At 42.5% G+C, this 26,932-nt stretch carries 22 protein-coding genes, 1 tRNA gene and 2 pseudogenes; 20 read left to right on the top strand and 5 right to left on the bottom strand.

The genetic code is table 11. The features are described 5' to 3' along the window. Positions 1 to 51 precede the first annotated feature (51 nt). The 3 genes from HWQ39_RS21425 to HWQ39_RS21415 all read left to right on the top strand — a co-directional run bounded on the left by HWQ39_RS21425 (position 52) and on the right by HWQ39_RS21415 (position 3,854). Entirely contained in the window at positions 52 to 759 is a 708-nt protein-coding gene (locus HWQ39_RS21425; protein ID WP_292849361.1) for a Uma2 family endonuclease, read from the top strand. A gap of 465 nt (positions 760 to 1,224) precedes the next feature. Beyond that, a complete protein-coding gene (locus HWQ39_RS21420) occupies positions 1,225 to 2,037 on the top strand; it encodes a Uma2 family endonuclease (protein ID WP_292849359.1) in 813 nt (270 codons plus the stop codon). A 575-nt stretch (positions 2,038 to 2,612) separates the two neighbouring features. Continuing rightward, entirely contained in the window at positions 2,613 to 3,854 is a 1,242-nt protein-coding gene (locus HWQ39_RS21415; protein ID WP_292849544.1) for a serine/threonine-protein kinase, read from the top strand. 174 nt (positions 3,855 to 4,028) lie between these two features. Here the strand turns inward: HWQ39_RS21415 and HWQ39_RS21410 are convergent, their stop codons facing one another. Continuing rightward, on the bottom strand, positions 4,029 to 4,949 hold the full coding sequence (locus HWQ39_RS21410) for a DUF3365 domain-containing protein (protein ID WP_292849357.1): 921 nt from the start codon (positions 4,947 to 4,949) through the stop codon (positions 4,029 to 4,031). Between the two features lie 293 nt (positions 4,950 to 5,242). On the opposite strand from HWQ39_RS21410, the gene HWQ39_RS21405 reads away from it, so the two are divergent. Together HWQ39_RS21405 and HWQ39_RS21400 are read left to right on the top strand one after the other, a co-directional pair. Beyond that, positions 5,243 to 7,132, top strand: coding sequence for a serine/threonine-protein kinase (locus tag HWQ39_RS21405; RefSeq protein WP_292849355.1), 1,890 nt, complete (start codon positions 5,243 to 5,245; stop codon positions 7,130 to 7,132). Positions 7,133 to 7,317: 185 nt separating this feature from the next. Continuing rightward, positions 7,318 to 8,211 (top strand): hypothetical protein, encoded by an 894-nt coding sequence (locus HWQ39_RS21400; protein WP_292849353.1) that lies wholly within the window; start codon positions 7,318 to 7,320, stop codon positions 8,209 to 8,211. Positions 8,212 to 8,242: 31 nt separating this feature from the next. Here the strand turns inward: HWQ39_RS21400 and HWQ39_RS21395 are convergent, their stop codons facing one another. Then, the gene (locus HWQ39_RS21395) at positions 8,243 to 8,932 is read right to left on the bottom strand and encodes a peptidoglycan-binding protein (protein WP_292849351.1); all 690 of its coding nucleotides are present in this window, start codon (positions 8,930 to 8,932) and stop codon (positions 8,243 to 8,245) included. Between the two features lie 480 nt (positions 8,933 to 9,412). Between HWQ39_RS21395 and HWQ39_RS21390 the strand changes: the two genes are divergently transcribed. From HWQ39_RS21390 to HWQ39_RS21350, 9 genes are all read left to right on the top strand, one after another. Continuing rightward, positions 9,413 to 10,810 carry a hypothetical protein gene (locus tag HWQ39_RS21390; protein ID WP_292849349.1) on the top strand — a complete coding sequence of 466 codons (1,398 nt, stop codon included), beginning with the start codon at positions 9,413 to 9,415 and terminating at the stop codon, positions 10,808 to 10,810. A gap of 321 nt (positions 10,811 to 11,131) precedes the next feature. Further along, positions 11,132 to 11,593 carry a ribosome maturation factor RimP gene (rimP, locus tag HWQ39_RS21385; RefSeq protein WP_292849347.1) on the top strand — a complete coding sequence of 154 codons (462 nt, stop codon included), beginning with the start codon at positions 11,132 to 11,134 and terminating at the stop codon, positions 11,591 to 11,593. Positions 11,594 to 11,813: 220 nt separating this feature from the next. Then, the gene (gene nusA, locus HWQ39_RS21380) at positions 11,814 to 13,088 is read left to right on the top strand and encodes a transcription termination factor NusA (protein WP_292849345.1); all 1,275 of its coding nucleotides are present in this window, start codon (positions 11,814 to 11,816) and stop codon (positions 13,086 to 13,088) included. 149 nt (positions 13,089 to 13,237) lie between these two features. Next, a complete protein-coding gene (locus HWQ39_RS21375; RefSeq protein ID WP_292849343.1) occupies positions 13,238 to 13,513 on the top strand; it encodes a YlxR family protein in 276 nt (91 codons plus the stop codon). A 106-nt stretch (positions 13,514 to 13,619) separates the two neighbouring features. After that, positions 13,620 to 13,859 (top strand): hypothetical protein, encoded by a 240-nt coding sequence (locus HWQ39_RS21370; protein WP_292849341.1) that lies wholly within the window; start codon positions 13,620 to 13,622, stop codon positions 13,857 to 13,859. Positions 13,860 to 13,994: 135 nt separating this feature from the next. After that, positions 13,995 to 17,174 carry a translation initiation factor IF-2 gene (gene infB / locus HWQ39_RS21365; RefSeq protein ID WP_292849339.1) on the top strand — a complete coding sequence of 1,060 codons (3,180 nt, stop codon included), beginning with the start codon at positions 13,995 to 13,997 and terminating at the stop codon, positions 17,172 to 17,174. A gap of 105 nt (positions 17,175 to 17,279) precedes the next feature. Continuing rightward, a complete protein-coding gene (locus HWQ39_RS21360; protein ID WP_292849337.1) occupies positions 17,280 to 17,900 on the top strand; it encodes a low-complexity tail membrane protein in 621 nt (206 codons plus the stop codon). Positions 17,901 to 18,098: 198 nt separating this feature from the next. Beyond that, complete coding sequence (locus tag HWQ39_RS21355; RefSeq protein ID WP_179066571.1) at positions 18,099 to 18,296, top strand: hypothetical protein; 198 nt, start codon at positions 18,099 to 18,101, stop codon at positions 18,294 to 18,296. A gap of 293 nt (positions 18,297 to 18,589) precedes the next feature. After that, positions 18,590 to 20,281 carry a DUF1565 domain-containing protein gene (locus HWQ39_RS21350; RefSeq protein WP_292849335.1) on the top strand — a complete coding sequence of 564 codons (1,692 nt, stop codon included), beginning with the start codon at positions 18,590 to 18,592 and terminating at the stop codon, positions 20,279 to 20,281. A 296-nt stretch (positions 20,282 to 20,577) separates the two neighbouring features. Here the strand turns inward: HWQ39_RS21350 and HWQ39_RS21345 are convergent, their stop codons facing one another. Further along, positions 20,578 to 20,871 (bottom strand): DUF3493 domain-containing protein, encoded by a 294-nt coding sequence (locus HWQ39_RS21345; RefSeq protein WP_292849333.1) that lies wholly within the window; start codon positions 20,869 to 20,871, stop codon positions 20,578 to 20,580. A 33-nt stretch (positions 20,872 to 20,904) separates the two neighbouring features. On the opposite strand from HWQ39_RS21345, the gene HWQ39_RS21340 reads away from it, so the two are divergent. The 5 genes and pseudogenes from HWQ39_RS21340 to HWQ39_RS21320 all read left to right on the top strand — a co-directional run. Next, a tRNA-Thr gene (locus HWQ39_RS21340) sits at positions 20,905 to 20,976 on the top strand. Positions 20,977 to 21,311: 335 nt separating this feature from the next. Continuing rightward, complete coding sequence (locus HWQ39_RS21335; RefSeq protein WP_292849332.1) at positions 21,312 to 21,614, top strand: hypothetical protein; 303 nt, start codon at positions 21,312 to 21,314, stop codon at positions 21,612 to 21,614. Beyond that, positions 21,569 to 22,384: pseudogene (locus HWQ39_RS21330) on the top strand (iron uptake porin); the annotation flags it as partial. The gene HWQ39_RS21335 and the pseudogene HWQ39_RS21330, both read left to right, overlap by 46 nt. A 27-nt stretch (positions 22,385 to 22,411) precedes the next feature. Further along, a complete protein-coding gene (locus tag HWQ39_RS21325) occupies positions 22,412 to 22,717 on the top strand; it encodes a transposase (RefSeq protein WP_292849542.1) in 306 nt (101 codons plus the stop codon). A gap of 21 nt (positions 22,718 to 22,738) precedes the next feature. Next, positions 22,739 to 23,005, top strand: a pseudogene (locus tag HWQ39_RS21320) (carbohydrate porin); the annotation flags it as partial. A 405-nt stretch (positions 23,006 to 23,410) separates the two neighbouring features. On the opposite strand, the gene HWQ39_RS21315 reads toward HWQ39_RS21320, so the two are convergent. Then, the gene (locus HWQ39_RS21315; protein ID WP_292849330.1) at positions 23,411 to 24,457 is read right to left on the bottom strand and encodes an SGNH/GDSL hydrolase family protein; all 1,047 of its coding nucleotides are present in this window, start codon (positions 24,455 to 24,457) and stop codon (positions 23,411 to 23,413) included. Positions 24,458 to 24,542: 85 nt separating this feature from the next. On the opposite strand from HWQ39_RS21315, the gene HWQ39_RS21310 reads away from it, so the two are divergent. Then, the gene (locus HWQ39_RS21310) at positions 24,543 to 24,734 is read left to right on the top strand and encodes a hypothetical protein (RefSeq protein ID WP_292849328.1); all 192 of its coding nucleotides are present in this window, start codon (positions 24,543 to 24,545) and stop codon (positions 24,732 to 24,734) included. A gap of 222 nt (positions 24,735 to 24,956) precedes the next feature. On the opposite strand, the gene HWQ39_RS21305 is transcribed toward HWQ39_RS21310, so the two are convergent. Further along, positions 24,957 to 26,357, bottom strand: coding sequence for an S-layer homology domain-containing protein (locus tag HWQ39_RS21305; protein WP_292849326.1), 1,401 nt, complete (start codon positions 26,355 to 26,357; stop codon positions 24,957 to 24,959). Positions 26,358 to 26,932 lie beyond the last annotated feature (575 nt).

Here is a 26,932-nt window from a genome sequence, read left to right as displayed (position 1 = left end):
CAAGTGAAAATCCAAAACCAATCCCTTTTACACCCCAAAGGAAAAGCTATCATGACAACCCTCACCCAAGACCACCAAATCACTTGGGAAAAACTACCCGATGATTACAAACTCCCAGACGATCCAGTGGACAACATCAACCAACCAGCCTTAGCTGCTGCACTCACAGAAAGCCTACAATTAGCTGGAAAAATTTCAGCTAATGCCCTAACAACAACTAATTACGGCATTTGTGCCACTCTAAACAACAAAATGGTCATTAAAGCTCCTGATTGGGCTTTTATTGCCAAAATTAATGTTAGTAGAGAAGAAGTAATACGCAGTTACACACCTCAACTACAGGGTGACATTCCCGTAATTGTAATGGAATTTGTTTCCGATACACAGGAGACAGAGTATTCTATCAAAGCAACATATCCCCCAGGAAAATGGTTTTTCTACGAGCGCATCTTAAAAGTACCAAACTACATCATCTTTGAACCAGATAGCGGCAGTTTAGAGATGTATCACTTAAAAACCACAGAACAGTACATATTGCAAGAGCCTGATGAAAATCAACGCTATTGGATAGCCGAAATGAATCTTTACCTTGGAGTGTTTCAAGGTACCCGTGAAAACCGCACAGGAAAGTGGTTACGGTGGTGGGATGAACAAGGAAACCTTTTACCTTGGGGAATAGAATTAGCCGAACAAGAACGCCAACGTGCTGAACGACTAGCAGCACAATTGCGGGCGGCAGGAATTGAACCGGAAGATTAGACTTACTGTAAATAATTTAGGTTTGCTAGATTAGCGAAAAATTTGCTAAATCTAGCATTTTTTTTAGAAAAATGAAGTTTTAAATAATACCACTTTAATGGTAGTAGATTTCAGTATTCCCCAAGTAATTTAGAAAGTAATAGTTATTTATAAGCAATTAAGAAAATTTTTTATACCTTTCAACAAGCAATATCTCGCTAATTACTAACCTTGAGCAAGTTTCACGATTGGAGTCCAGTGGCATTTGACCCAAGGAAGCCGAACATTTAGAGATAATAGTAGCAGAGGTAATCTCAAAATTTGGCGTTAGCAAAGCGGTGCGCTAGCACTTCGCAGCTAGTTGTGGAATAAGATTATTACTTCTATAGGAATCCTATTTGATTGCGTGAAAAAACTCAGTAAACATCTATTCGCTTCTGTTCCTTATTCCCTGTTTCCTTTTAGAAGCTGTGAATTTAGCATAATATGACTTCTTCTCCACATTACATCCCTCAATCTGATCCGCCGCTTCCTCCTTGGGAAACTCTACCAACGATGTATGATTTACCAAGTGACAACCCAGAGGAACCAGGTTTGCCAGACGATTTTCACTTTTTACAACCTTTACTTCTATACTTAACTTTTCAGCCCATTAACTGGAATCCCAAACTAGTTTACAGTGCGGCTGACCTTAATCTCTACTATGATTTACAACATCCTTTGTGGTATAAACGCCCAGATTGGTTTGGTGTGGTAGGCGTAGGAAAATTATACAAAGGGCAGGATTTACGCTTAAGTTATGTAACTTGGCAAGAGCCAGCAAATCCCTTCGTGGTTGTTGAGTTATTATCTCCAGGTACGGAAGACGAAGATTTAGGCACAAGAAGAGAAAATGCAGCAGATAAACCTCCTAGCAAATGGGAAGTTTATGAGCGAATTCTGCGGATTCCCTACTATGTTGTTTTTAGTCGCTACACTAATGAACTTCGGGCTTTTCAGTTAGTCGGCGGTCACTATGAATCGATGAACTTGACTAATGGATACCTACTAATGCCAGAGATAAATTTAAGTTTAGGCTTATGGCAAGGTTCATTTCGAGATATTGAAAGGTTGTGGTTAAGATGGTTCACTTTGGCAGGAGAATTAATTCTTGCACCCGCAGAAGAAGCTGCTGCTGCAACTGAACGAGCTGTCATTGCAGAACAAGAAGCTGCTCAAGCCAAACGAAAAGCAGAACAATTAGCAGAACGTTTGCGTCAGTTAGGCGTGAATCCTGATGAACTAGATGAATTATTGTAGTTTCAGGAGCCTTTTCTGATACGCAGCATCATTTTCTGTTTTTGAGGAATCATTTATACTGAAACCTTAATAGCCGATGCTGAAACAGTTATTTGATAACGATATTGGCTGTCAGAAAGATTAATTTTTGAGAGCGATCGCATATTCAGCACTTGAAATACATATAATATTTATTTCAGCAAGTCTTATAGCAACCTCAGTTTTTCAAAAAAACCATAATGTCGCGCTATATCCTTACTATTCCCCAACTCAGTACCAATTGGGCTTATTAGGGGTAAAATAAAGCACAGCAGCGAATCAAGAAGGTGATATTCGCAGATATGACCGCAGACACCGATGATGTCGCGGCAGCTAAAATATCTAAGTATGAGTAGTATGATCGAGCTACCCAAGTAAAAATTGTTTGTTTGGTAACACAAGACCATCAGAAGATTGTAGAAAAGTGTATTTCTTTGTCTGGAGAGTGGTGCTAACCTCAATTTTAAGGATGTTATCAGCCTTTATCTGCTAGAGTTTCTGACTTTCAGCAAACTAGATAATTTATCAATAATAAAATCGCTAGGAGTGCGATGATGATGTCACAGTCTCATATCACAAGGCCAGAAATAGCTGCTGGAACTCTAATAGATAACCGCTATATCATCCAAAAACTTCTAGGACAGGGAGGATTGGGACGAACCTATTTGGCCTTTGACACTCGTAGGTTTAATGAAGCTTGTGTTCTCAAAGAATTTGCACCCATTGGCACAGGGGAAAGTGGACTGGAGCAATATCGCAACTTATTTAAAAGAGAAGCAAAAATTCTTCATCAATTGCAACATCCTCAAATTCCCAAGTTTTTGGCTTGCTTTGAAGGAGATGGTAGGCTTTTTCTAGTACAAGAGTATGTCGATGGTAAAACATATTCTAGACTACTAGGAGAACTTCAACGTCAAGGGAGAAACTTTTCTGAAGACGAAGTTATACAGTGGCTAAAGAATCTGCTGCCTGTTTTGGAATATGTCCACCAACATAACATTATCCATCGAGATATTTCTCCTGACAACATCATGTTACCTGATGGCAATAATTTGCCAGTACTGATTGACTTTGGTGTAGGTAAACAAACTACTGATATAAACGAGGGAAGAAATACTAACCAACAGGTAACATTTGTTGGCAAAATGTCCCTCGTCGGGAAGGTGGGATATGCTCCCCGCGAACAGATTAGCCTGGGTTTATGTTCACCCTCTAGTGACCTTTATGCTTTGGGTGTGACTGCTATTGTACTACTTACAGGTAGAGATCCATCTTTACTAATGGATCAATACTCCCTAGAGTGGAACTGGCGTTATTATACCTACGTTACTGATGAATTCGCTCAAGTACTTGATTGCATGTTGGCAGATAGACCTAACAAGCGATACCAAACAGCCAGGGAAGTTATCATAGATTTACAGCGTATTGAAGAACTAGAAGTAGCAGCATCTCCTGCAATTATGGTTGATGATTTGCCTTCCACGGTATTTAACCCTGAATTTCAGGCGATGTCGGACATATCGCAATCATATAACCAAACTGAAGAAACAATTTTTGTTTCACCGACTAATCCACAAACTGGGCGAATTGAACAACAACAACCTTCACTCCAGCCAGCATTTATTAAACATTGTCAGCAACAGCTAGCTTATCACATTGGCCCAATGGCAAATCTGATTATAGAAGAAATATTAGCTCAAAATCCTAATATTTCACCTGACCAATTTATTGAACTTTTAGCTAGGGAAATTCCTAGCTTTCAAGCAGCTTTTGAATTCAAAAAAAGCTTGTTTTCATAGAGATTTTTTTTTACACTACAGATTTAGGAATAATTTCTAATCTTTTAACTAATTATGTGGAGTTAAGTCAAACAATTTTGGATTTTGAATTTATTCTACGTACCCTTACAGGGAAGCAAGCTACGCTTTTAGCGTCTGTCTGCGACACGCTGTTCGCGTTCGTAGAGTGCGTCATTACGAGTTATTTGAATCACCTGTACTTCCCTGAGTGCGTTTGATTCTTTTCATTGCCATTTCTAAACTTAACTGCATCCGTTTAAAAGCTTTAGCTAAATTACCAATTTCGTCATTAGACATCTGTTCAAATTCAACTTCCATGTGTCCCGTACTGACTTCCTCAGCTATGCGAGTCATCCGTTTGAGAGGCATCACAACTTGTCGATTCAAGAACAGATTGACTAACAGGATAGTCACGATAAATATAGCTGATACAATCAAAATAATTAGTAAAGAAGACTGATTGGCTTTACTGATGACATTATTCGCCGGTACTGATATAATTTGAGCGCCGACAATCTCATGAAGCTTCCACCCAAATCCATTAGCTCCGCCATAAAGAGTAATCATACTTTGAGGTGCAGCTTCGGGCACACTATGACACTTCAGACAGCTTTCTTCAGAAACTTCTAAGGGACGAGCAATATAAAAGATATCCCCACCAGGAATTGAGCGAAATCCACTTACTTCTTTAAGGTCTGATTTATTTCTGAACCTTTCTACAATTTCCGTTTCAAAACCATCGGCCTTATCCCGAAGATTTGTCGGATTGAGAGTTGCTTCTTTGTAAAAGAAATCACGGTATTCTGTTGTTTTTCGTAAAATTTCAAATACCTCCCGTGCTGAGTATCCAGGCACGGTTTGCGGCAAAAATTCAGTAGCCAATTTATCAACTAGTTCTGGATTCACTTGAGTGCTGGTGTATTTGCGAACAGAACTCATTGTTTGGATGAGCATGAGACCAGTTGAGCTAATATCTTGTTTAGCATTTTCTCGGAGCAGGGAGGAAAGAGCAAACCCAGTCAAGCTCAGACCGAATGTCAGAATTACCAGTAGCAGAATTGTAAATTTTTGTTTCAGATTTAAATTCTTTAGCATAATTTTAGATTATGGATAAGTCAAATTATTATGAACAGATATTGCTAAAGTCATCGTTTACTCTAGCATGAGCAATCAACTAAAAATTTTAGTGTAAAGACATAGTTGAGCTAAAACTATGAGGATATATCCAACTTTATACTATTAGTAATTATTGAGGTTAATGAAAATGTTCTCTAAGTAACTAAGTTGTAAAAATCTACAACAGCAATTCAAATGGAACTCCCAAAAATTCAGGTGGGCTGTTCTGATGCCGTGCCAAAATAAATACCAGCAATTGTCAAATATTACTAATGGTGTGGAATGCAGGAAAGTCTTTATTCGGGGGACGCTACATTATCGAAAGCCAACTAGGTGAAGGCGGAATTGGCATCACTTATCTTGCCAGAAATCAACGGAATCAACAGCGAGTAATTAAAACCCTCAAAGAAGAAATCCTGAATCACCCCGCCTGGATACTCCACCGAAACAAGTTACGGCAAGACTTTCGTGATGAAGCAGTTAGGCTGGCTGTGTGCCACCATCCTCATATAGTACAGATAGAAACCATCTTTGATGAGGGGAATTTGCCCTGCATGGTGATGGATTATATCGAAGGCGAAGACTTGGGACAGCATTTGAAGCGAATAGGGGTGCTATCAGAAGCAGAAGCACTGCTGTATATCCGACAAATTGGCAGCGCTTTGACCCTAATCCATTCTAAAGGACTGCTGCATAGGGATCTCAAACCACGCAATATAATGATCCGCATTGATAAACCAGAAGCAGTGCTGATAGACTTTGGCATTGCTAGAGAATTTATTCCTAATGTAATTCAAAGGCATACTGTATATCGCACTCCTGGGTTTGCCCCTCCTGAGCAGTATGAAGCAGAAGCACCACGAGGAGAATACATTGACATCTATGCCCTAGCCGCTACTTTGTATAATTTACTTACCGCAGTTGTACCAACAAGTGCAGATGATAGGCGTCATAATATTAACTTAGAACCACCACAATATTTTAATTCCAACATCAGCAATAGGGTAAATCAGGCTATTATGTGCGGCATGGATTTGGAGTCAACCTACCGTCCCCAATCTGTGCAGGAATGGTTAGATTTATTGGGCCCTGATGTTGGGGAAGATATAACAGAAATACCTTCTACCTTAATTGTCACACCTAAAGAGCAACCAACTCCACCTGTTGTATTAGATCGACAGAACTGGCAATGTGTGCAGACCCTTAAAGGTCATTCTAGTATGGTTCATGCGATCGCCATTAGCCCAGATGGGCAATTTATTGCTAGTGGCAGTAATGACAAGACTATCAAGCTTTGGCAAGTAGCTACTGGCAAGCTAGTGCGTCAATTAGGTCGTTGGTCTTCTAGTCATTCCAGTATGGTTCATTCCGTTGCTTTTAGCCCAATTTCTGCAAACTTTTCTTATCAAGGAGATTCCGGCAAATCTGCGGGAGTTACAGACCTAAATCGGGGAATCTTAGCTAGCGGTAGTTGGGATAATACCATCAAATTATGGGATGTCAACACAGGCAAAGAAATTCGTACTCTCACTGGTCATGCCAATTGGGTGAATTCTGTTGCCTTTAGTCCAGATGGCAAGTTTCTGGCTAGTGGCAGTGCTGACTGCACAATTAAACTGTGGCAAGTGGGTACTGGCATAGAAATCCAAACTCTCACAGGTCATGCCGACGCAGTTTCATCAGTGGCTTACTGTCCGAGAACGCCTGCAACCAATAGCCAGGATAAACAGCTAGTGGCTAGTGGCAGTAATGATTACACAATTAAACTGTGGCAAGGATACACCCCCAGAAATATTTATACACTCACAGGTCATTCCTTCTTTGTCAACTGTATCGCCTTCAGCAAGGACGGGGAAATTATCGCCAGTGGCAGTGGTGACAACACGATTAAACTGTGGCATGTAAATACAGGCAGAGAAATTCGTACTCTCATTGGTCATTCTGATTCAGTTTGGTCAGTCGCCTTCAGCCAGGATGGACAATTTCTCGCTAGTGGTAGTTGGGACAACACTATCAAACTGTGGCATATACACACTGGCACAGAAATCAGCACACTGACAGGGCATTCCAGCTATGTGAGATGCGTTACCTTCAGTCATGATGGACAAACCCTAGTTAGCGGTGGTGATGACGACACTATCAAGATTTGGCGGCGGGGGTAGTAAATAATTCGTAATGACGCTCCTATGTCGCTACCGCTACGCTAATGTAATTCGTAATTTTTAATTTACGTCTCTCTGTGCTGAGTGTGGTTCGATACTTTTAAACCTACAGATAGAGCTGCGATCGCTCAGAAATTGTCACAATAATGACGGCAACCGTTATTTTTGAATGAGAATTAAGATTTATGGGCTTTGGTATTGGTGATTTATTCTGGATTTTCCTCCTTCTGACTTCTTTGCAACCCCTTTGGCAAAAACGTCAAATAGAATATCGGCGTTTGCGTGCTTTACAAGAATTCCAGCAGGAACGCAAAAGTCGGGTGATTTTGTTAATTCACCGCCAAGAATCCATTAGCTTTCTGGGAATTCCGATATCTCGCTACATTACTATCGAAGACTCAGAACAAATATTGCGTGCAATTCGCCTCACACCTCCAGATGTGCCCATTGACTTAATTTTGCACACTCCTGGTGGTTTGGTTTTGGCTACCGAACAAATCGCTAGAGCTTTAATTCGCCACCAGGCAAAAGTTACAGTCTTTGTACCTCACTATGCCATGAGTGGCGGTACAATGCTTGCGATCGCCTCTGATGAAATTATTATGGATGCTAACGCTGTCTTAGGGCCAGTTGATCCCCAATTGGGTAATTACCCCGCAGCTAGTATTCTGAAAGTAGTTGAAGATAAACCCATCAGTGAGATTGATGACCAAACCTTAATTATGGCTGACCTCTCACGCAAAGCAATTCAGCAAGTGCAGCGGTTTGTGCGGACTCTCCTGAAAGACAGTATACCCAAACAAAAAGTTCTGCCAGAAAATATCGAACCGATTATCGAAGCCCTAACAACTGGGCGCGTCACTCACGATTATCCCATCACTATTGAAGAAGCAACAGAAATGGGGCTGCCCGTAACTGTCGGACTGCCCCATTCTATTTACGATCTCATGGATTTGTACCCACAATCCCAAGGAGGGAGACCCAGCGTGCAGTACATACCTATGCCTTACAATGACCGCTTTCCAATTTTACCTACACCCAAGGGCAGACCCTTAGAAGAACCAAATCAGAGGACTTGAGTGGGTCTGGGGTAGGAGTTGTTTGTGGCAACTAGGGTGTAGTTGTTGGGGTAGCTGTTGGTGTAGTTGTTGGGGTAGCTGTTGGTGTAGCTGTTGGTGTAGCTGTTGGTGTAGCTGTTGGTTTAGCTGTTGGGGTAGCTGTTGGTTTAGCCGTTGGGGTAGCCGTCGGTTTAGCTGTTGGGGTAGCTGTCGGTTTAGCTGTTGGGGTAGCTGTCGGTGTTGCTGTTGGTTTAGCCGTCGGCTGACTCACAACTGTCTTTGCTTCTTCATTCAGCTTTTGGCGGAGTGCTAAATTAGCAATTCCAGTTTCTTGCAGCTGATATTTCTTCTGATATTCCTTCACCACTTCTTCTGTGCGGGAACCATAAAAATGATCGCGTGAGAGGGGAGGATTGGGCTTCACCACTGCATTCAAATTGGTGTGCAGAATTTTAACGATATTAGCAGCAAAATCTTGGGTTTTTGGCCCTGCTATCCCATCAACTGGTTTTAGCTTATAGCCCGTCTGAAATTCTCGAATTGCCTTTTTAGTTTCTTCGTCCGTCAAAGCAGTGTTTGTTATCTTGACGTTATAGCCTAATCCCCGCAATACCTGACGAAACTGCTGGGGCGTATAGCTACGCTGAGGGGCTGCGAAACCGGTGTCTGCAATTACTAAACTGGCAGTCACCAGGCAAGTAACAGCAAAGGTTGCGCTTGATTTTCCAAACCCACACCACATATTCAAAACTCCTTTGGGTTAAATCAGCAGGATTATAAAAGTTAACAGCTGCATTTTAAGTTTGTTTAATAACTTTTTTCACGATTATTTCATGATTTTTGAATAATTTGTGACTTATTTTTGTAAATTTTAGCTAGAATCACAAAAAATGATTTATATCATCTATCAAAAGAAGTATCTTGTATTAGCACAGATACAACAGTTATGATTTGAATCGAATAGACCCTTTGATCTGCGGGTTGGGGACTGGTACTCACATAGACGGTTAAAGCCTCGTGTGGTTTTGGTTTCTAACTGCCCTTTTAGTTGGAGTTTGCTGAACTGTAAATAACTGCAAATAGCTGTAATTTCTTGGAAATAGCCGAAAATTAATTAAGCGAAATAGCTTATATTCTCAATGCTCTCAGAATGTATAATATATAACAAATAATGAGAAATGTAAAATCTTCTAAACAGCGTAATCTTTGGTTTGAAAGATTTATGGCAATTACTGCCACCGTAAATTTAGGTTTAGTTTTGTTTGATTTAAGTTACGTACCTTGGCGAGATTTCTACTTGCGAAAACTTCCGCAAATTGTTGAGATTTATGACCCAATAAAAGGTATTGAACGCCATAGAGAGACGAAAAATTATTTAGAACTAGTAAAGGCATTAGAAGAACAAGTCAGCCAAACAGGGTTACAGTCGCCTCAAGTAAATAGCAGGCTAGAAGAAATTAAGCGTCTGAGCAACGAGATGATTGACACTAACCCCTTTGCGGGAGTGAATAAGAGTGGTACTCTGGAAAAAATCAAAAATCGGATGCGCGATCGCATCCACAACGAATCTGCAAAACAGTCCTTTGCCACTTTTTGGAGTCAGCCGTATTTATCACAAAAAGGCTGGGTTCAAGAAATTAATTTTTTCAACGATAGTATTCGCCCTTTAATTGCCTCTAACTATTACCGTAAAATCGGGGAAAATGGCGAATTTTTTGATGATTTCTGGATTATTGACTTACCCTTCGTGATTTTATTTGGCGTAGAATTGCTGGGGCGCACCTTCTTGCTCAAACGCCAACATCCTGGTTTTAGCTGGTTAGAAGCACTATTGTGGCGTTGGTACGATTTATTTTTACTACTGCCATTTTGGCGAGGGTTGCGAATCATACCTGTATTAATTCGCCTCGATCAAGCGCAGTTATTGAATCTGTATCCAGTGCGAAAGCAACTTAATCAAGGAATTGTCGCCAATTTTGCCGAAGAACTCACAGAAATTGTCGTGGTGAGAGTGATTAATCAGGTTCAGGGTTCAATTCAGCGGGGTGAATTAACAAGCTGGCTCTCGCAACAAGAAAATTTACGTCCCTATATAGATATTAATAATGTGAATGAAGTAGAGGCGATCGCAGGTCTTTTGGTAAAAACAATAGTCTACCAAGTGCTACCTGATATCCAACCTGCGATCGTTGCCATTTTGCGCCACAACATCGAAACCGTCTTCCATCAAGTCCCCGTCTACCGCAATCTTCAGAATCTCCCTGGCGTGGGACAGGCTCAAACCCAGTTAAGCGAACAATTGGCGACTCAAATCACAACTAATCTTTACAAAACGTTAGTTAGTGCTGTTGAAGACCCTGTGGGCGCAAAGCTCACCAGTCAACTAGTAGAAACCTTTAGCAAAGCCTTGGGATCTCAAATCAAGGAAAAACACGTACTTTCAGAAATTCAGAGTTTACTTTTTGACTTCTTAGAGGAAATCAAACTCAACTACGTTCAGCGTCTATCCCAAGAAGACATAGACCAAATTATCGAGCAAACTCGGAAGCTAAGAACACAAACATCAGTTTCCACAGTAGTTGATAAAGGTAATGCTCTCCCAAAAATCCGGGAAGGGTAGAGGGATTGGGGATTGGGGATAATTCAGTTCCTAGTCCTTAATTAGAGCTTTGCGTAAAATCATGGCGTAATTAATTGAGGGTTGAAATTTAAACGCATAAGCAGGCGCTTCGCCTTCCCGCAGGGTAGAGGCGCAGAGGTACACAGACAATTTGCTACGAATTATCTGTGTACTTAACCTGAGTCCCCAATGCACGACTATAAAAGAAATGCGCTAAACTCGAATTAGGCGAATCATCATTTGGTTCGTCACAAGACTTCTTGGAAGATATACCTATCGCAGGAAGTGGGTCGACGCCCACTTTTTTTATTGAATTCTCTCATGGCTCATCCTTTAGTTCCACAAATTATTGATTTGGCGACACCAGTAGCAGAAGGACTGGGATTAGAAGTGGTTGGAGTGGTTTTTCACACCAACCAAAGTCCCCCAGTGTTGCGGGTAGATATTCGTAACCCCGAACAAGACACTGGGTTGAACGATTGTGAAAGGATGAGCCGTGCTTTAGAAGCCTCCTTAGATGCTGCGGAAATCGTTCCAGATAAATATGTCTTGGAAGTGTCTAGTCCTGGTATTTCGCGGCAATTGGTAACAGACAGGGAGTTTATTTCCTTTAAAGGATTTCCTGTCATTATTTCCACAACGCCCCCCTACGACGGACAACAAGAGTGGACAGGTCAGTTGATTCGTCGGGATGAGACAACACTTTACTTAAACCAAAAAGGTCGTGTAGTCGAAATTCCCCGTTCCCTAATTAATAAGGTGCAGTTAGACGAGCGCCGATAAACGAGGATTAAAGGCTAGAGGCTGGGGACTAGGGACTAGGGAGTAGGGAGCAGGAAGCAAGGAAGCAAGGGAGCAGGGAGCAGGGAGCAGGGAGCAAGGGAGAAGAATTTTCCCCTCCGCACCCCGCACCCTGCCCCTCTGCTTCTTTTCAATGCCCAATGCCCAATGCCCAGTCCCCAGTCCTCAGTCCCCAGTCCCTAATTTTTAAAGGAGATTGCTTATGTCAATGGTTACTTTACCTGGATTAAAAGAATTAATTGAAAGTATAAGTCGCGATCGCAATTTACCCCGACTTGCAGTTCAATCAGCGATTAGAGAAGCCCTACTCAAAGGCTATGAACGTTATCGTCGTGCCCAAAATTTAGAGCGCAGACAGTTTGACGAAGATTATTTTGAAAATTTTGAAGTAGAACTTGATATTGAAGGAGAAGGCTTTCGCGTCCTTTCCACCAAAACCATTGTCGAAGAAGTTAATAATACAGACCACCAGATTTCCCTAGACGAAGTTCAACAAGTCGCTCCCGAAGCCCAGTTAGGAGACTCTGTAGTACTGGATGTTACCCCCGACCAAGGAGAATTTGGGCGGATGGCGGCCATGCAAACTAAGCAGGTATTGGCGCAAAAATTACGGGATCAACAGCGCCAAATGGTGCAAGAAGAGTTCCAAGATTTAGAAGGAACAGTCCTGCAAGCAAGAGTCCTGCGGTTTGAGCGGCAATCAGTGGTTTTGGCAGTCACCAGTAATTTTGGTCAGCCAGAAGTAGAAGCCGAATTACCGAAGCGAGAACAGCTACCCAACGATAATTATCGAGCAAATGCCACCTTCAAGGTATACCTGAAAAAAGTCTCCCAAGGTCAACAACGAGGGCCACAGTTGCTCGTGTCTCGTGCTGATGCTGGTTTGGTGGTTTATCTCTTTGCCAACGAAGTCCCAGAAATTGAAGATGAAGTGGTAAGGATTGTTGCCGTCGCCAGGGAGGCAAACCCCCCCTCCCGTTATGTCGGCCCCCGGACTAAAATAGCAGTTGATACTCTTGATCGCGATGTAGACCCAGTAGGCGCTTGTATTGGAGCCAGGGGATCGCGAATTCAAGTGGTAGTCAACGAATTACGCGGTGAAAAAATAGATGTAATTCGCTGGTCGCCAGATCCAGCAACATACATTGCTAATGCCTTAAGTCCAGCACGAGTAGATGAAGTACGGCTGATGGACCCGGAATCACGCCAAACTCACGTACTCGTGGCTGAAGATCAATTGAGTTTGGCTATCGGCAAAGAAGGACAAAACGTCCGTTTGGCAGCCCGCCTGACTGGTTGGAAAATAGACATCAAAGACAAAGCTAAGTACGACTTTGCAGGAGAGGATGCCAAATTTGCAGCCGTCAGAACAAAATATCAATCAGAGGAAGACGATCTGGAATATGAGGAAGAATTCGAGGATGAAAATCAGGAAGAATTAGAAGAGGAAGATAGTTTTGACAACGATGATGAATAATTGATTAATTTTGTAAAGTTTTGATACTGTAGATTGTAGTCTCAGTCTCAAGGATTATTTTCTCAAAAACTGCTGGGTATAGGTAAAAAATAGTCATAGTAAACTTCTTTTTACTGCCATTATCCTGGGCTGAGATCGTAAGAGAACCGATGAAACCAAATTATCGGCGCTGTATTAGTTGCCGTAAAGTAGGCTCAAAAGATGAGTTTTGGCGGATTGTCCGCGTCTTTCCATCGGGAAAGGTACAATTAGATCAGGGCATGGGGCGTTCTGCCTATATTTGTCCAGAAACGAGTTGCTTACAAGCGGCTCAAAAAAAAAATCGACTAGGGCGATCGCTACACGCATCAGTGCCAGAAACACTGTACCAAAGCTTGTCGCAACGTCTAGCCCGCACTAATACCCAAAACCAAAACCAAATTTAGTTGGAACAACCTTGTGACGTAATCACCAGAGGAATTGTATCGAAAGCCGAAGTCGCGCTTTCATGACACTCCCTGTTGATCGTTAAGGTTAGTGCCAAAATAGTAAATGGGTGTAAAAGGCATTCGGCTCTCCCATAAAAAGAGAGACGAAGCAACATTCCCAGAACAAGATGTAATCGATTGTGTTGTGGAAGACTCAGAATCAACAAAACAAGAAACTACAAAATGGCAACCTGGTAGCGCTCAGGCGCAGTTCGGCGTCAAGGGTTCCTATAAAAATCTTTTATTTAAGAAGTTTTTATGGGTATCCCTCAACCATCATTCCTGGTGGGGATGTCATTATTAAACCGAAACATCTCTCTTTCCTGATTGGAGGCACCGGCAAAAACTGAACGGCAGTCTAAAAACAGTAATCCAAGGATGGAGATGTCGCAAACCAGGCAACCATCCGCTAAAACTGTAAATTAAAGGGGAAGAGTGGATGAACAACGGCAAAGTTAGAATTTATGAATTATCAAAGGAATTGAATTTGGATAACAAAGAGCTATTAGCAATTTGCGAGCAGCTCAGCATCTCGGTCAAAAGTCATAGCAGCACGATTTCAGAGTCCGAGGCAGAAAACATCCGGGCGGCAGCAGAAAAGCTTGCAACTACGAATGTATCAGCCAAAAAGGAACTAGGTACAACCAGCCATAAGCCAAATTCACCACCGAACGGCGGACGTAACCGACCTGCTGCACCCCACAAACCACAAATTTTGGAAATACTCAAACCCAAAATATTGAGAAATACTACTTCTTCCAACGCCCCAGAGGCGTCACTTGCTACCAATACCCAAGCTGCCTTGTCTGAAGCTAATCCTCCCTCTCCTCCACGGCCTTTCGCTACACCAGTCTCACCTCTGAAACCGGCAGCACCAACTCGTCCTGTGCCCCGGACTCAATCTGAGACTAAAGAGCAACCTCCGATCCAATCTCCGATCGCTGACTTGGAACAAATGCCTAATCCAAATCCAGCACCGGAAAAAATAGCATCCCAAAAACCGGAAAAAACAGTTGCACCCAGACCGAAATCGGAAAAACCAATCAAACCGCAACTAGTTGCTCCTCCAGCCAGACCGGCGGCGGAAGAAGCACAGGTGGTAGATGAACAGCCGGGATCTCAGGCGGATAAACCGATCCTCAAACGCGACCAAAGGCTACGACCCGCAGAAGGCGATCGCGAGCAAATTAAGCCGAGAGTCGCGAAACTGCCAACAGACCAGTCCCCAGTCGGTGCGCCACAAAGGACAAGTCGTCCCACCCCTGCACCCAGCAGACCAGAGCCAAGGGGCAATAGACCATCTGCACCATCACAACTGGGAGAGGGACAACGACCCAGACCAGCACGCCCAAGTGAATCTGTAGCAGCCGCAATGCCGATCGCTACTCCACCCAGACAGTCGTCAGGAATAGCCGGCAAATCTCAAGGTTTGGGTGATGAACCAATCACACCGGATCTCCTCGATTTGAAACGCCCAAGTCCGCCTCGCCCGACCAAAGGCGGCAAAAAGTGGGTAGAAGAGGAAATCATTGACGAAGTTAAAGAGAAGGCGAAAGCTGGCGTTAAAGGCAAGCGGATCAAGCCCATCCTTGATGATGAGTTTGAAGAAGATTTGCTGGATGATGACGATATCGACTCACCAGCCACAGTCCAAGTCAGCCTTTCCATTGCTCGTCCTCCCAAACCGAAAGCGACTCGACCTGTACAGATGCCAGGTGCAACCCTTGCTAGCGCCCCAACTGCAAGAGCGAAAAAATCTGGTTCTAGGTCTGGTTCTAGGTCTGGTTCTGGCCGCGACCATCACCAAAATCGTCGCCAAGAAGCCGAGACCAAGCGCGATCGCCCCGAAAAAGTGACGATCACAGGGCCGTTGACTGTGCAAGAACTGTCTGACGTATTAGGCGTTGCCGATACAGAGATTGTCAAAATCCTCTTCCTAAAAGGTATGGCAGTGAGTATCACCCAAAATCTGGATATTCCCACAATTACCCTGGTAGGAAAAGAACTAGAAATAGAAGTTGAAACCGTCGAACGAGAAGCAGAAGCTCGCAAAATCACGGAAATGGTCGGTGCAGAAGACCTAGAGTATCTCCACCGCCGTCCGCCAGTCGTGACCATTATGGGTCACGTAGACCACGGTAAAACAACCCTGCTTGACTCAATTCGCAAAACAAAAGTGGCTGCTGGCGAAGCTGGCGGTATCACTCAACACATTGGTGCTTACCATGTGGATATCGAACATGAGGGTAAACCACAGCAGATAGTTTTCCTGGATACGCCTGGTCACGAAGCTTTTACAGCGATGCGGGCACGAGGAGCGCGGGTAACAGACATTGCCGTGTTGGTAGTGGCTGCTGATGATGGTGTCCGTCCCCAAACCATTGAAGCCATTAGTCACGCCCAAGCTGCGGGAGTGCCAATTGTTGTTGCCATCAACAAAATTGATAAAGAAGGGGCACAGCCAGAGCGGGTTAAACAAGAACTAACCCAATATGGTCTGACAGCAGAAGACTGGGGCGGTGAGACAATCATGGTTCCTGTAAGCGCTATCAGAGGTGAAAATCTGGATACGCTCTTAGAAATGATTCTCTTAGTAGCAGAAGTTGGAGAACTATCTGCTAACCCAGATCGTGCCGCCAAAGGAACTGTCATTGAAGCACATCTCGATAAGGCTAAGGGAGCAGTTGCTACCTTGCTAATTCAGAATGGCACCCTGCATGTGGGAGATATCTTAGTAGCTGGTTCGGCCTTCGGTAAAGTCCGGGCGATGGTGGATGACAGAAGCAAGAGAGTAGATATTGCTTCTCCTTCTTTTGCTGTCGAGGTACTAGGTTTAAGTGATGTGCCAGCAGCCGGCGACGAGTTCGAGGTCTTCCAGAACGAAAAAGAAGCCAGGGCACTCGCTAGCGATCGCGCCGATAGACAACGCCTATCCCGCCTGTTACAAGGACGTGTTACCCTTACAACCCTGTCCGCTCAAGCCCAAGAAGGCGAGTTGAAAGAACTCAACTTGATCTTGAAAGGAGACGTACAAGGTTCCGTGGAAGCCATTGTGGGAGCGCTCAAGCAAATCCCGCAAAACGAAGTCCAAATTCGGATGCTGTTAGCGACTGCTGGGGAAATCACCGAGACAGATATCGACTTAGCAGCTGCTAGTAACGCTGTAATTATCGGCTTCAACACCACCTTTGCTACTGGCGCTAGACAAGCCGCCGATGAAGCAGGTGTAGATGTCCGGGAATACAACGTCATCTATAAACTCCTAGAAGATATTCAAGATGCCTTGGAAGGTCTTTTGGAACCAGAGTTGGTGGAAGAACCCTTGGGTCAAACCGAAGTCCGTGCCGTCTTCCCAGTCGGTCGTGGTGCGGTTGCTGGTTGCTACGTTCAATCTGGCAAGCTAGTTCGCAACTGCAAAGTCAGGGTGCGACGCGGCGGTAAGGTGATCTTTGAAGGCGTCCTTGATTCCCTAAAACGGATGAAAGAAGATGCCCGTGAGGTTAACGCTGGTTATGAATGCGGTGTCGGCATCGATAAATTCAATGATTGGGTTGAAGGTGACATCATCGAATCCTATCAGATGGTTACGAAACGCCGCACTCTCACCTTAACGAGATAGTGTTAAGGGTAAAATGGTTAGAAGTTAGGAGTAATAAATTAGGAGTTAGTAGTTAAAGATTGCTAATTCTTAACTCCTAACTCTTAACTCACAACTTTTTATAATATGCATTCATTTCGCTCTGAACCTATTTTGTGGATTCATGTCGCTGGATTGGCGACTTTGCCTGTTTTTTTAGTACTCTGTTTATTTTTCTTGTCTGTAGGCGAGCCGTTTTTACCAGTCTGGATGGAGCTATTCTTAGTTGCCTCCATCGGTGTTCTCCCACTGCTGTGGATGCAGTTACGTCGCCCTTTTTATATATTTGCTCTTTTAGGAATAGCCCAAAAGCCAGAAAATCTGACTGAAAGTCAGCGAAAAATTCTCTGTTTAATTAATACAAAGTTAAATCGTATTCTGGCATTAGTAGCAGCAGTATTGTCAGTTTTTGTATTGTGGCATCTTTACCAAATTGCTCCATTAGTAGCGAATTCAGCTAAATTTCTCCCACAATGGCGCAGTCTTGCACTAGTGCTTGCAGGGTTAGCTTTTTTAGGCAGCAATCTATTTTTACAAATACCTGTGAGTGTAATGCGAGTTTTGGTGACTAATGACACAGAATTCGCTGGCATAGAACCATTATCTTTAGAAAAGATTAAGCAAGACTTTACCATTTTAGGGGTGCGGGTTAATCAAATCGTGCCCCGATTACTGCAATCCTTGTTTAGGATAAATACAGATTCGTAGCAGCCCGCAAAGTATATTATTTCACTTTAAAGGGCTAGAGAGGAAAGCAGGGGGAGATGAGGGAACCGGAAAGAAGCAAGGGAGCAGGGAGCAAGGGAGAAAAATTTTCCCTCCGCCCCCTGCACCCCGCCCCTCTGCCTCCTTTCAATGCCCAATACCCAATTACCGTTGAAGTTTAAAATAAAGGAATGAGGAACTATGGCTCAAATTCCAGCTTCTAGCGATCGCCAATTTTCTGCTGATACTGAAATTTGGTATAGCCTTAAGTGCGCGATCTCCACTAGTTCCGGTTTTCAGCGCTGGCAACTAGAACGCGATACCCAATTACAGGGAATTCGTCTGGAACAGCAAGTACAGAGGTATTTAAGGGAAACTTTAGAAACTTTAGCTTACTAATAGAATTTTCTAAATCACACAATAGATATCTGATGAAAAAGAATGTAGAGACGCGTTAATGGCGGGATTAGTCCTGCTGTTAACACGTCTCTACAAGTATTTTACGTAATGTATAATTAATTTCTGAAGATGTCTAATATAACTAATGTATAAGTTCTGTGATGTATCTAAGGAATTTAGCTGAATCAGTACTAATCATCCAGTATAGTTTTGCATGGGTTTCATAGTAGCCTTGTAGCTATTGTAAAACCTTGGTCAACATACCGTAGTTCAGCACATCACAGACTCAAAAAATGAAATATCGGGGTTTTCACATTTTTCTAGCGAAAAATTTCCGCCTTTTTTCTAGCAGTAATCTCAGATATACTTTGCACGTGGGAGCCGGACTCACGGCAATGCTTATTGTTTCTAGTGGTTCACTACTACCGAGTGAAGTTAATGCTGGTGCGACTCACCCAGAAAGTATAGCCTCAACTCTCACAGCGCAAGTTCCGGCAACAGCCGCAGCGATTTACGTTAATCCAGCAAGTGGTGCAGATAGGGCTGGTGCTGGTACAACCTCAGCGACACCCTACAAAAGCATCAATTTCGCTCTCAGTCAAGCCCAAGCAGGTACAGTTATTCAATTAGCACCTGGTAACTATAACCAAGAAAGTGGCGAAACTTTCCCACTGTTGCTGAAACCAGGGGTAACACTGCGGGGTGATGAAGCTAGTAAAGGTCAGGGGATATTAATAACAGGTGGAGGTTTCTACACTAGCCGTACCTTTGCCAGACAAGATATTACTATCCTTGCCGAGCAAGATACCACTCTTACTGGTGTCACCGTCACCAACCCAAATAGCCGGGGTACGGGTGTGTGGGTGGAATCAACTAATCCCATCATCAAAAACAGTACTTTTACTAACAGTGTCAGAGAGGGTGTTTTTGTCACGGGTACAGCCAATCCCAAAGTCGAAGGTAATCTCTTTGTGCAAAACAAAGGCAATGGCATTTCAATTGCTAAAGCTGCCCAAGGAGAAATTCGGAGTAACTTATTTCAGGATACTGGTTTTGGTCTTGCGATCGGTGGCACTTCTACGCCCCTCGTTGTGGAAAACCAAATTGTCGAAAACCAAGACGGTCTTTTTATCTCAGAGTCAGCGAAGCCCATATTGCGTAAGAATGTTATTCAGAACAATAAGCGGGATGGAGTAGTAGCAACTGTTAGTGCTTTACCCGATCTTGGCACCAATGAAAATCCTGGTGGTAATTTGATCCGCAATAACACTCGTTATGATGTGAACAACGCTACCAAAACAGGTAAAATTATTGCTGTTGGCAACGATATCGATCAGAAAAAGATTTTTGGCTCAGTAGATTTTGTTGCCGCAGCTGTTGATGTACCCCCTGGAGGGCCTGTTGCCTTTAAAGATGTGCCAGCAAATTTCTGGGCAAAAACCTACATCGAAGCTTTAGCCTCCCAAAATATTATTGCTGGCTTTCCTGATGGCAGCTTTAAACCCAATGAACCTGTAACTCGCGCTCAATTCGCCACTATTGTCACTAAAGCCTTAACGCCACCAGTCAAACGTGCAGGCATTAAGTTTAAGGATGTAGCAACCAATTTTTGGGCTTACGCTGCAATTCAATCTGCTTACCAGAGTCAATTTGTTTCTGGTTATCCCGATGGCACTTTTAAGCCACAGCAGCAAATCCCCAGAGTACAGGTGTTAGTTGCTTTAGCTAATGGTTTGGGCTTAACTGCAAATAATCAGAATGTCCTTTCCTTTTACACCGATGCTGCCCAGATTCCTAATTATGCGATCGCTCCTGTTGCTGCTGCAACTGCACGGCAACTAGTAATCAACTATCCCACAGTGAAGCAACTAAATCCTAATCGTCAGGCGACTAGAGCCGAAGTTGCTGCCTTTGTTTACCAGGCACTCGTCAATGCTGGACGTGCCCAACCAATTCCTTCATCTTATTTGGTAACAGCCCAGTAAATGCCTAGTTAGCAAATTGGAAGCGCTAGACCAATAATTGGTTAGTCTGGCGCTTCCAAATAATATGAGTTTTATTAATTTTGGGGTTTTTAAACAGAAAATTTGCAGAATCTAATAGGATGTCTGAAAAGTTTTTTTGTATACATCTAACCCTTGGTGATCCCCCTAAATCCCCCTTAAAAAGGGGGACTTTAAGACTCTTATTGCCCCCTTTTTTAAGGGGGTTAGGGAGGATCAAGAAATATTTGATACTTCTCAGACATCCTCTAAAAATTAACCAGCCAAAATTTCTCCCTTCAGGAATTAGGATTTTTACCTGATTGGGGGCGTTGTTGCCGACGCTGTTCCCAGCGCCAAAGGAAAACCATTAGAGCAACTATTCCTACTTGAAGAGCTAAATTAGGCAAAGCGCTCTCAATATTGCGTCCGGCAAGCACTTGGAAGAAAAAGACGAATGCACCGAGTGAACCAGAAGCACCGAAAGCAATATAGAAAAATTGTCGGAAGCCCCGATAAGGAGCGGCTATTTCTGCTTTGAGGCTGGCGTATTGTTCGGGGTTAAGACGATTTTTGCGATTTTGATCCACCATGATTAAATCATGTTATACTCTTAGATTGTGTACGCCGATGTGGCTCAGTGGTAGAGCAGCTGATTCGTAATCAGCAGGCCGTGGGTTCAAATCCCATCATCGGCTTTGATAAAATTATTGCTCAATATTCAAGTTTGACATAAATCAAGCATTTTGCTAAATACTTGTAAAATCAATAGTTGATATAGGGCTATTATTTGATTTTTGAACTTACTCGTGGAAGCAGGCAATAGCGAAAGATTAGTTGCCTCTTGCTTAATGTGTGCAGGGTTTTGAAAAAATCAAATCGGATTTCTGATATCTTAATAAATAAAGCCTCATGGTAAAATTATATAAATTTAACTTAATTATTTTTTTGATGTTAAGAGTCTTGCATATTCTGTATTAAAAAAACAGTAATTTTAGGTTTATGCAAAAATAATTATTGTCAGGATCAAAATATGTTTAATTTTTTCAGAGCTTCTCTGAGCTTAGTTCCTGCTATTTTGATTTTGGTGCTGCCTACCTTTACCAAGGTTCAAGCTGAAGATTCACTAGGATTTTTAACAACTGACAAAAGCCCTGATTACCTTCAGAAAGTTAATCGATATGCTCAACTGGATTCTGCACCAGTCACTTTAGTTAATCAGCTTTCTGATGTACAACCGACTGACTGGGCATTTCAAGCGTTACAGTCTTTAGTTGAGGTTATGGCTGTATTGCTGGATACCCAGATGGCGAGTTTAAAGGGAATCGCGCCATGACTCGCTTTGAGTTTGCTACTGCATTAAACGCCTGCTTAGACAAAGTTAACCAAATAATTAATACTGATATCACAGGGATGGTTAACAAAGGAGATTTAGCGACTTTACAAAAATTGCAAGAAGAATTTGTAACAGAACTCGCTACCTTGTGGGGTAGAGTTGATACTTTGGAAGCACGTGCTGAACAGCTAGAAGGACAACAGTTTTCTACAACCACAAAACTCGTCGATAGTCAGTTAATATTTGCTGCTACAGATGCCTTTGGTGATGCTAGCCGGAGTGGGAATAGAGATGATAGCAAACTCACATTTTCTACTAGGTTGCGCCTAAACTTTAAAGCCAGCTTTACAAATCCGAAAGTTAAGTTTCCAAAAGATAAATTGAATGTACGAATTCAGGCGAGTAATGTTATTAATCCGATTACACCCGGAAATGATGCTCGTTTAAGTTTTCAATCTGGCAATAATTCAACTAATGATGTTTTTGTCAGTAAGCTGGAATATAGTTATGAACCCAGCGATCAAGTTAAAATTCTTATTGCTACAGGCTCTAATACTTACTTCGATGATTGGGATGTTATTAATCCTCTAAAAAGTGATGCGGATGGTGCTATTTCTCGCTATGGTCGATACAGTCCGATTTTCCGTTTGGGTGGAGATACAGGTATCGGAGTCACTTATAAGCCGAGTCGAAATATCAAACTAGAAATGGCTTATCTTGCAAAAAATACTAACAACCCTGTTAGCGGCTTATTTAATAGTGGCTATGGTGCATTGGGGCAGATTATATACTATCCTATGTGTAAAAAAGACAATAAAAAAACCGTTGTAGCGGATACAGTACTGGCAGATAAAGGCTATGATGCCAATGAGCGAGTGATTGAGCGACTTCAAGCACAGGGGAAAACACCAGTGATTCCTCCAAAACGCAACCGTACTAGACCTCGTGACTATGACCGGGATTTGTACAAAGCTCGTCATCTGATTGAAAACTTTTTTGCCAAACTCAAGCAGTATCGAGCGATTGCGACGCGCTACGATAAACGCGCTACCAACTTTTTGGGTGCAATTTATCTGGCTGCTTCTGTCATTTGGCTTAATTGATGACACGCCCTAGCCTTCCCTGATAAAGGTAAAGATAATTCCGATCCGGGTAATTTGGGAGGAGTTATCATCGGGATGCAGCCTAAATTGACTGGTTCTTCAGGAGAGTTATCAGGCTTACCTCCTCGTGACCCAGATACGGGATTTCACATTGAAGGGTTTTATCGGTATCAAATCAATAAGAATATCAGTATTACTCCTGGTTTAATTTGGCTGACAGCACCAAATCACAATGAACAGAATGGGGACATTTTTGTGGGAGTAGTTAGAACTACGTTCAAGATATAAATAATATTGTCTCAAAACCCTAACTTTCTTAAAAAAGTTGGGGTTCTGAAATAATTAGTTTTTCCATATCAAAAAATTATTATTTTTTGCAAAAAAGATTAGCTGCCAAATGTTACAGGAATCATGACTGTACTATTAGTACAACTTAATCAAAGTAATCCTAACAGTGATGAATATGGTTTTACTCTTCTCGAAACGCCACAAAGAAATAATCCCTAAAATTTCCCTGGAATTTTCACAATAATATTATTGAGGCAATGCCTACTGCGGCAAGCTATGCACCAGAAGCCGCAAACTTTTACATCAACAACTGATTAGTTTCGGCTTCTGCACCACTAGAGGAATGGTGCATAACCTATTCTTCAATAATTTGAAATAAGCGATCGCAATCTCACATCGATTAGTTTAGTTTTTAACTGTTATATGAGAAAATTGCACATCTATAACCCGGACTGCTGAATTTTTTTGTTGACGCTTCAACACTCCTACCGCACCAAAAGCACCAAGAGCTAAAATCCCCAAGTTTATTGAGGGTTCAGGAACAGACTTAGCCTCAATTGCCGCCAATACCGTTTCTGCTATCACCTTATGACCAGCGGTTGTTGGGTGGAAATCGTCCCAAAAGAGAAAATTGTTGTTAGCTGGATTACATATATCTAGCCTATCTAGACAAGACTCAGTTACATTTGTAAAACCGAATGTGCTTGCCTGACTAAATAAAGAATTAGTATCAATATAAGTAATGTTGAGATTAGGGTTTTGACTCAAACCGCTTACAGTTTGTGCTAAACCTAAGTTAAACGCACTAGCCGAATTACTAAGAGTTATAGGGTTGCGACCATCTTTATTAGCCCCTGGTAGCTGTCCTAAATCTGGCAAGTTAAATACCACAATATTTTTCGCGCCGATCCCTACCAGAGTATTCAACGCCTGGGATATATTACTGATTGGCGTAGCCGAGTCTCCAGGATTAACAAAAAGGAAATCATTCGCACCTGCCCATAATGTATAAAGTGCATTTGGATCGGCAGTTTGATTATTTGCTTGCAGAATTCCAGCAAAGCCAGAGACTTGTTTAAGTACTCCCGGTAAATTTTGATTGGGAAAGACAGCGTTATCTAAACCAGAGGTAGCACCACCGAAAGCGAAGTTTATCCCTTGAGTAGGAATTGGTGTGGGAGGAATAGTAGTGAAATTTATATCAGTTACTAAAGTGGGGTGTAATCCTAGTTGATTTCCAAGATAATCCACCCAGTTTGGCCCATTGGAAAAACGTCCTTCAAAGTAAGGTGGGCTTGGAGGATATGTTTGACCGCTAGCATTGTATATATTACCTGTATCGGAAAGACTATCGCCAAATACATAAAGCTGATCGAAACTCGCAGCCGAGGCTTTGGTCGGCAACATGAAAGAAAATAGAACAAATCCGACTGCGACAGCTTGTTTTTTCATATTTGTTTTATCCGTGGTATTTTTTGGTCTGCTGAAAAGTGATAAAAGGGCGATAGTCTGACAAATTGTCCTTTGAGTTACTTCAATGGATCGCGCCGAGGATTCCTCAACTTCTCTACGAGACGCTGTAGCTTGGTTCTACGAAGTGGTACAGCACAGCAAGAAGGTGAGTAATAGGCGCTCCGGGACTGGGTACTGGGTACTGGGGATTGGGAAAGATTATTTTTCCCAATTTGGTTGGGGTTTGAATCCCCATCAAAATCGTCCCAGTCCCTAATCCTCAATCCCAAATTCAAAACTAAGTACCTTTATTGAGCTATTCTGCGTTATTATACTTAACTATGCCTCAAAAATTCATCAAACACAGATAAAAACTCTGAAAATACTTAGATTTACATTTTCTTCATCAAAAATCGGGATTTTACAAAGAAATAGCAAAATTTACTACCTAAAAGGTTGTAATTGCTCACTTTTATGTTTAGGCTAAACTAACTGCTTTTTAACTTCTCTTTAACTTCACAGCCTCAGCAGCCGATACACCCTCACCCTGAGTGCCAAAGTACCACAAAGCCATAGCAGCCTCAGCACGTGTTACTGATTTTTTGGGTTGAAACAGAGTCGTATAACCAAACACCCGCCGAATATTCGATTGTTCGCTATTTTGGTAATCAGCCAACACTGCTCTTAAAGCCTTGGGGTCAATTCGCACTGCATCTTGGAAACCCCAGGTTTGTTTGACTGTATCTAAGTTAGCAGAGGGTAAAGCTTGGCGAGTATCTAGGGGTAATTTCCACAGTAGTAACTGTTCCCGCGTTAGGGGTGCATCAGGACGAAACAAAACTACTGTAGAGTCTCCAGACAAATGACTGGGAATTAATCCAGCTTCCGCTAATCCCTGAATAGCAGGAAAATCAGGGTCTTTTGCCGATAAATCACTGAAAGCTGGTTGAGTACTTTCTGATGCCAAGCGAATTTGTTTAGCTGGATTGCTGGCATACATAGCATTGTTAGCAGCAATTAGCCAACGGGCATATTCCCGATGTGTAACGATTTTACTCGGTTCAAACTGTTTAGTAGTACTGATAGTAGAGTTGCTTTTAGTTGTCTTTGGCTCTAAAGACAAAATACCTAATGTAGCCAAGTCTTGAATATGTTGCCGCCATTCTTGCGGTACTTTATTCAGATCGTTGAATACCTGAGATTCAGGTGTTGCTGTTGGGATTATTTGGTTATTAACCGTACTTGGTGTCTGTGCTGCTAAGTTTGCAGGTGGTATTGGGCCAATGAACTGGGGATTTCCTGGTTGAGGAGAAATAGCGTTAGTAGTTTCGCTAGCATTTGTAGTTAGGGTAGGTTGTGCCGTCGCAGCACTATTGGGTACGTAATCAATCAGTAATTCAGTAGCCGTTTGGGGTTGATTCGGTGTGGCGTTAGTAACTGATTTAGGCTGAATGGAAATCTTCAACAGCAAATCGTTACGACGTGCCTCAAAAGCGCCCCCTGCATCATCTGTTGGCTGTTGCAAAATCTGCCAGTTATTTGCTTGAAACTGGCTGCGATAAAAGCTAGCAATAAAGTTGCTGGGGTCAGAACTCAACCAACGAGTTGAGATTTTACTTTCTGAACTGCTAGCAGGTGTAACTTCCTCTAGTTTGGCATTGGAATATAGGGGAATATCTTTAGGAAAATCAGCTGGTAACTGAACTGTTGACTGGTTTTGCTGTGCTTTTGGCTGGTTAACCTGAGATTCTCCAAAGACAACTGGATTGCTTTGCAGCTTCGGATCTGCCGCCAAAGATTCTTCTAGGTTTTTGGCGACTGGACTATTAGCACAGGCTGTTAAGGAAGTGAGTAGAACAGCCCAAATTAGAAATACAGCTGGACGTTTGCAGGGAAGCACAGGAAATCACAAATTGAGTTTCAATTCCTACCCTAGCGCAGACTGTTCATTAAGTGGGAATAGGGAATAGGGCATTGGGCATTGGGCAAAACAGTTCCGTTCCCGGATAGCTAAGGTTTAGGGACTTCCAAATAAAAAAATATCCAATTAAATCCTGTGGGGTGGGCGACACGATAGCCATATTGTGGACTGGGCACTCATGTTGCTCACCCCACAATATTGGATAATTTATTTCTTGGAGTTCCCTTAGCCCGTTCCGAATGGGGAATCTCACTTATTTACTCAGCACTCCTGAATGCCACTACCACACATCATAAAATTGGGACTTCGGCTACTGTTTGCGTAAGTCCTATTTTTTAGATCACCAAAAGACACTACCAACTTGCGGCGTCTTCTTCGTAAATGTCTATATTGGTGAAGATAATATCTCTAAAAATGAGTAAACGGTAGCAAAAGCTACCGTATTGTCTTTGTTTTACAGCCATTAGGTTTTTATAATTCCCATGCTTATTTATAGAATTCCCTAAAATTCTGGAAAACTAACATTTTTGGAAAAAAAATAAATAAACCTGAAA

The sequence above is a fragment of the Nostoc sp. NMS8 genome (genome assembly GCF_017115045.1).
Classification (GTDB): Bacteria; Cyanobacteriota; Cyanobacteriia; order Cyanobacteriales; family Nostocaceae; genus Nostoc.
This window is presented reverse-complemented; position numbering and strand designations above follow the sequence as displayed.

Excerpts from the sequence above, each read along its gene's own strand:
- HWQ39_RS21425 (WP_292849361.1), top strand. The coding sequence starts at position 52 with ATGACAACCCTCACCCAAGACCACCAAATCACTTGGGAAAAACTACCC.
- HWQ39_RS21420 (WP_292849359.1), top strand. The coding sequence starts at position 1,225 with ATGACTTCTTCTCCACATTACATCCCTCAATCTGATCCGCCGCTTCCT.
- HWQ39_RS21415 (WP_292849544.1), top strand. The coding sequence starts at position 2,613 with ATGTCACAGTCTCATATCACAAGGCCAGAAATAGCTGCTGGAACTCTA.
- HWQ39_RS21410 (WP_292849357.1), bottom strand. The coding sequence starts at position 4,949 with ATGCTAAAGAATTTAAATCTGAAACAAAAATTTACAATTCTGCTACTG.
- HWQ39_RS21405 (WP_292849355.1), top strand. The coding sequence starts at position 5,243 with ATGGTGTGGAATGCAGGAAAGTCTTTATTCGGGGGACGCTACATTATC.
- HWQ39_RS21400 (WP_292849353.1), top strand. The coding sequence starts at position 7,318 with ATGGGCTTTGGTATTGGTGATTTATTCTGGATTTTCCTCCTTCTGACT.
- HWQ39_RS21395 (WP_292849351.1), bottom strand. The coding sequence starts at position 8,932 with ATGTGGTGTGGGTTTGGAAAATCAAGCGCAACCTTTGCTGTTACTTGC.
- HWQ39_RS21390 (WP_292849349.1), top strand. The coding sequence starts at position 9,413 with ATGGCAATTACTGCCACCGTAAATTTAGGTTTAGTTTTGTTTGATTTA.
- rimP (WP_292849347.1), top strand. The coding sequence starts at position 11,132 with ATGGCTCATCCTTTAGTTCCACAAATTATTGATTTGGCGACACCAGTA.
- nusA (WP_292849345.1), top strand. The coding sequence starts at position 11,814 with ATGTCAATGGTTACTTTACCTGGATTAAAAGAATTAATTGAAAGTATA.
- HWQ39_RS21375 (WP_292849343.1), top strand. The coding sequence starts at position 13,238 with ATGAAACCAAATTATCGGCGCTGTATTAGTTGCCGTAAAGTAGGCTCA.
- HWQ39_RS21370 (WP_292849341.1), top strand. The coding sequence starts at position 13,620 with ATGGGTGTAAAAGGCATTCGGCTCTCCCATAAAAAGAGAGACGAAGCA.
- infB (WP_292849339.1), top strand. The coding sequence starts at position 13,995 with ATGAACAACGGCAAAGTTAGAATTTATGAATTATCAAAGGAATTGAAT.
- HWQ39_RS21360 (WP_292849337.1), top strand. The coding sequence starts at position 17,280 with ATGCATTCATTTCGCTCTGAACCTATTTTGTGGATTCATGTCGCTGGA.
- HWQ39_RS21355 (WP_179066571.1), top strand. The coding sequence starts at position 18,099 with ATGGCTCAAATTCCAGCTTCTAGCGATCGCCAATTTTCTGCTGATACT.
- HWQ39_RS21350 (WP_292849335.1), top strand. The coding sequence starts at position 18,590 with ATGAAATATCGGGGTTTTCACATTTTTCTAGCGAAAAATTTCCGCCTT.
- HWQ39_RS21345 (WP_292849333.1), bottom strand. The coding sequence starts at position 20,871 with ATGGTGGATCAAAATCGCAAAAATCGTCTTAACCCCGAACAATACGCC.
- HWQ39_RS21335 (WP_292849332.1), top strand. The coding sequence starts at position 21,312 with ATGTTTAATTTTTTCAGAGCTTCTCTGAGCTTAGTTCCTGCTATTTTG.
- HWQ39_RS21325 (WP_292849542.1), top strand. The coding sequence starts at position 22,412 with ATGTGTAAAAAAGACAATAAAAAAACCGTTGTAGCGGATACAGTACTG.
- HWQ39_RS21315 (WP_292849330.1), bottom strand. The coding sequence starts at position 24,457 with ATGAAAAAACAAGCTGTCGCAGTCGGATTTGTTCTATTTTCTTTCATG.
- HWQ39_RS21310 (WP_292849328.1), top strand. The coding sequence starts at position 24,543 with ATGGATCGCGCCGAGGATTCCTCAACTTCTCTACGAGACGCTGTAGCT.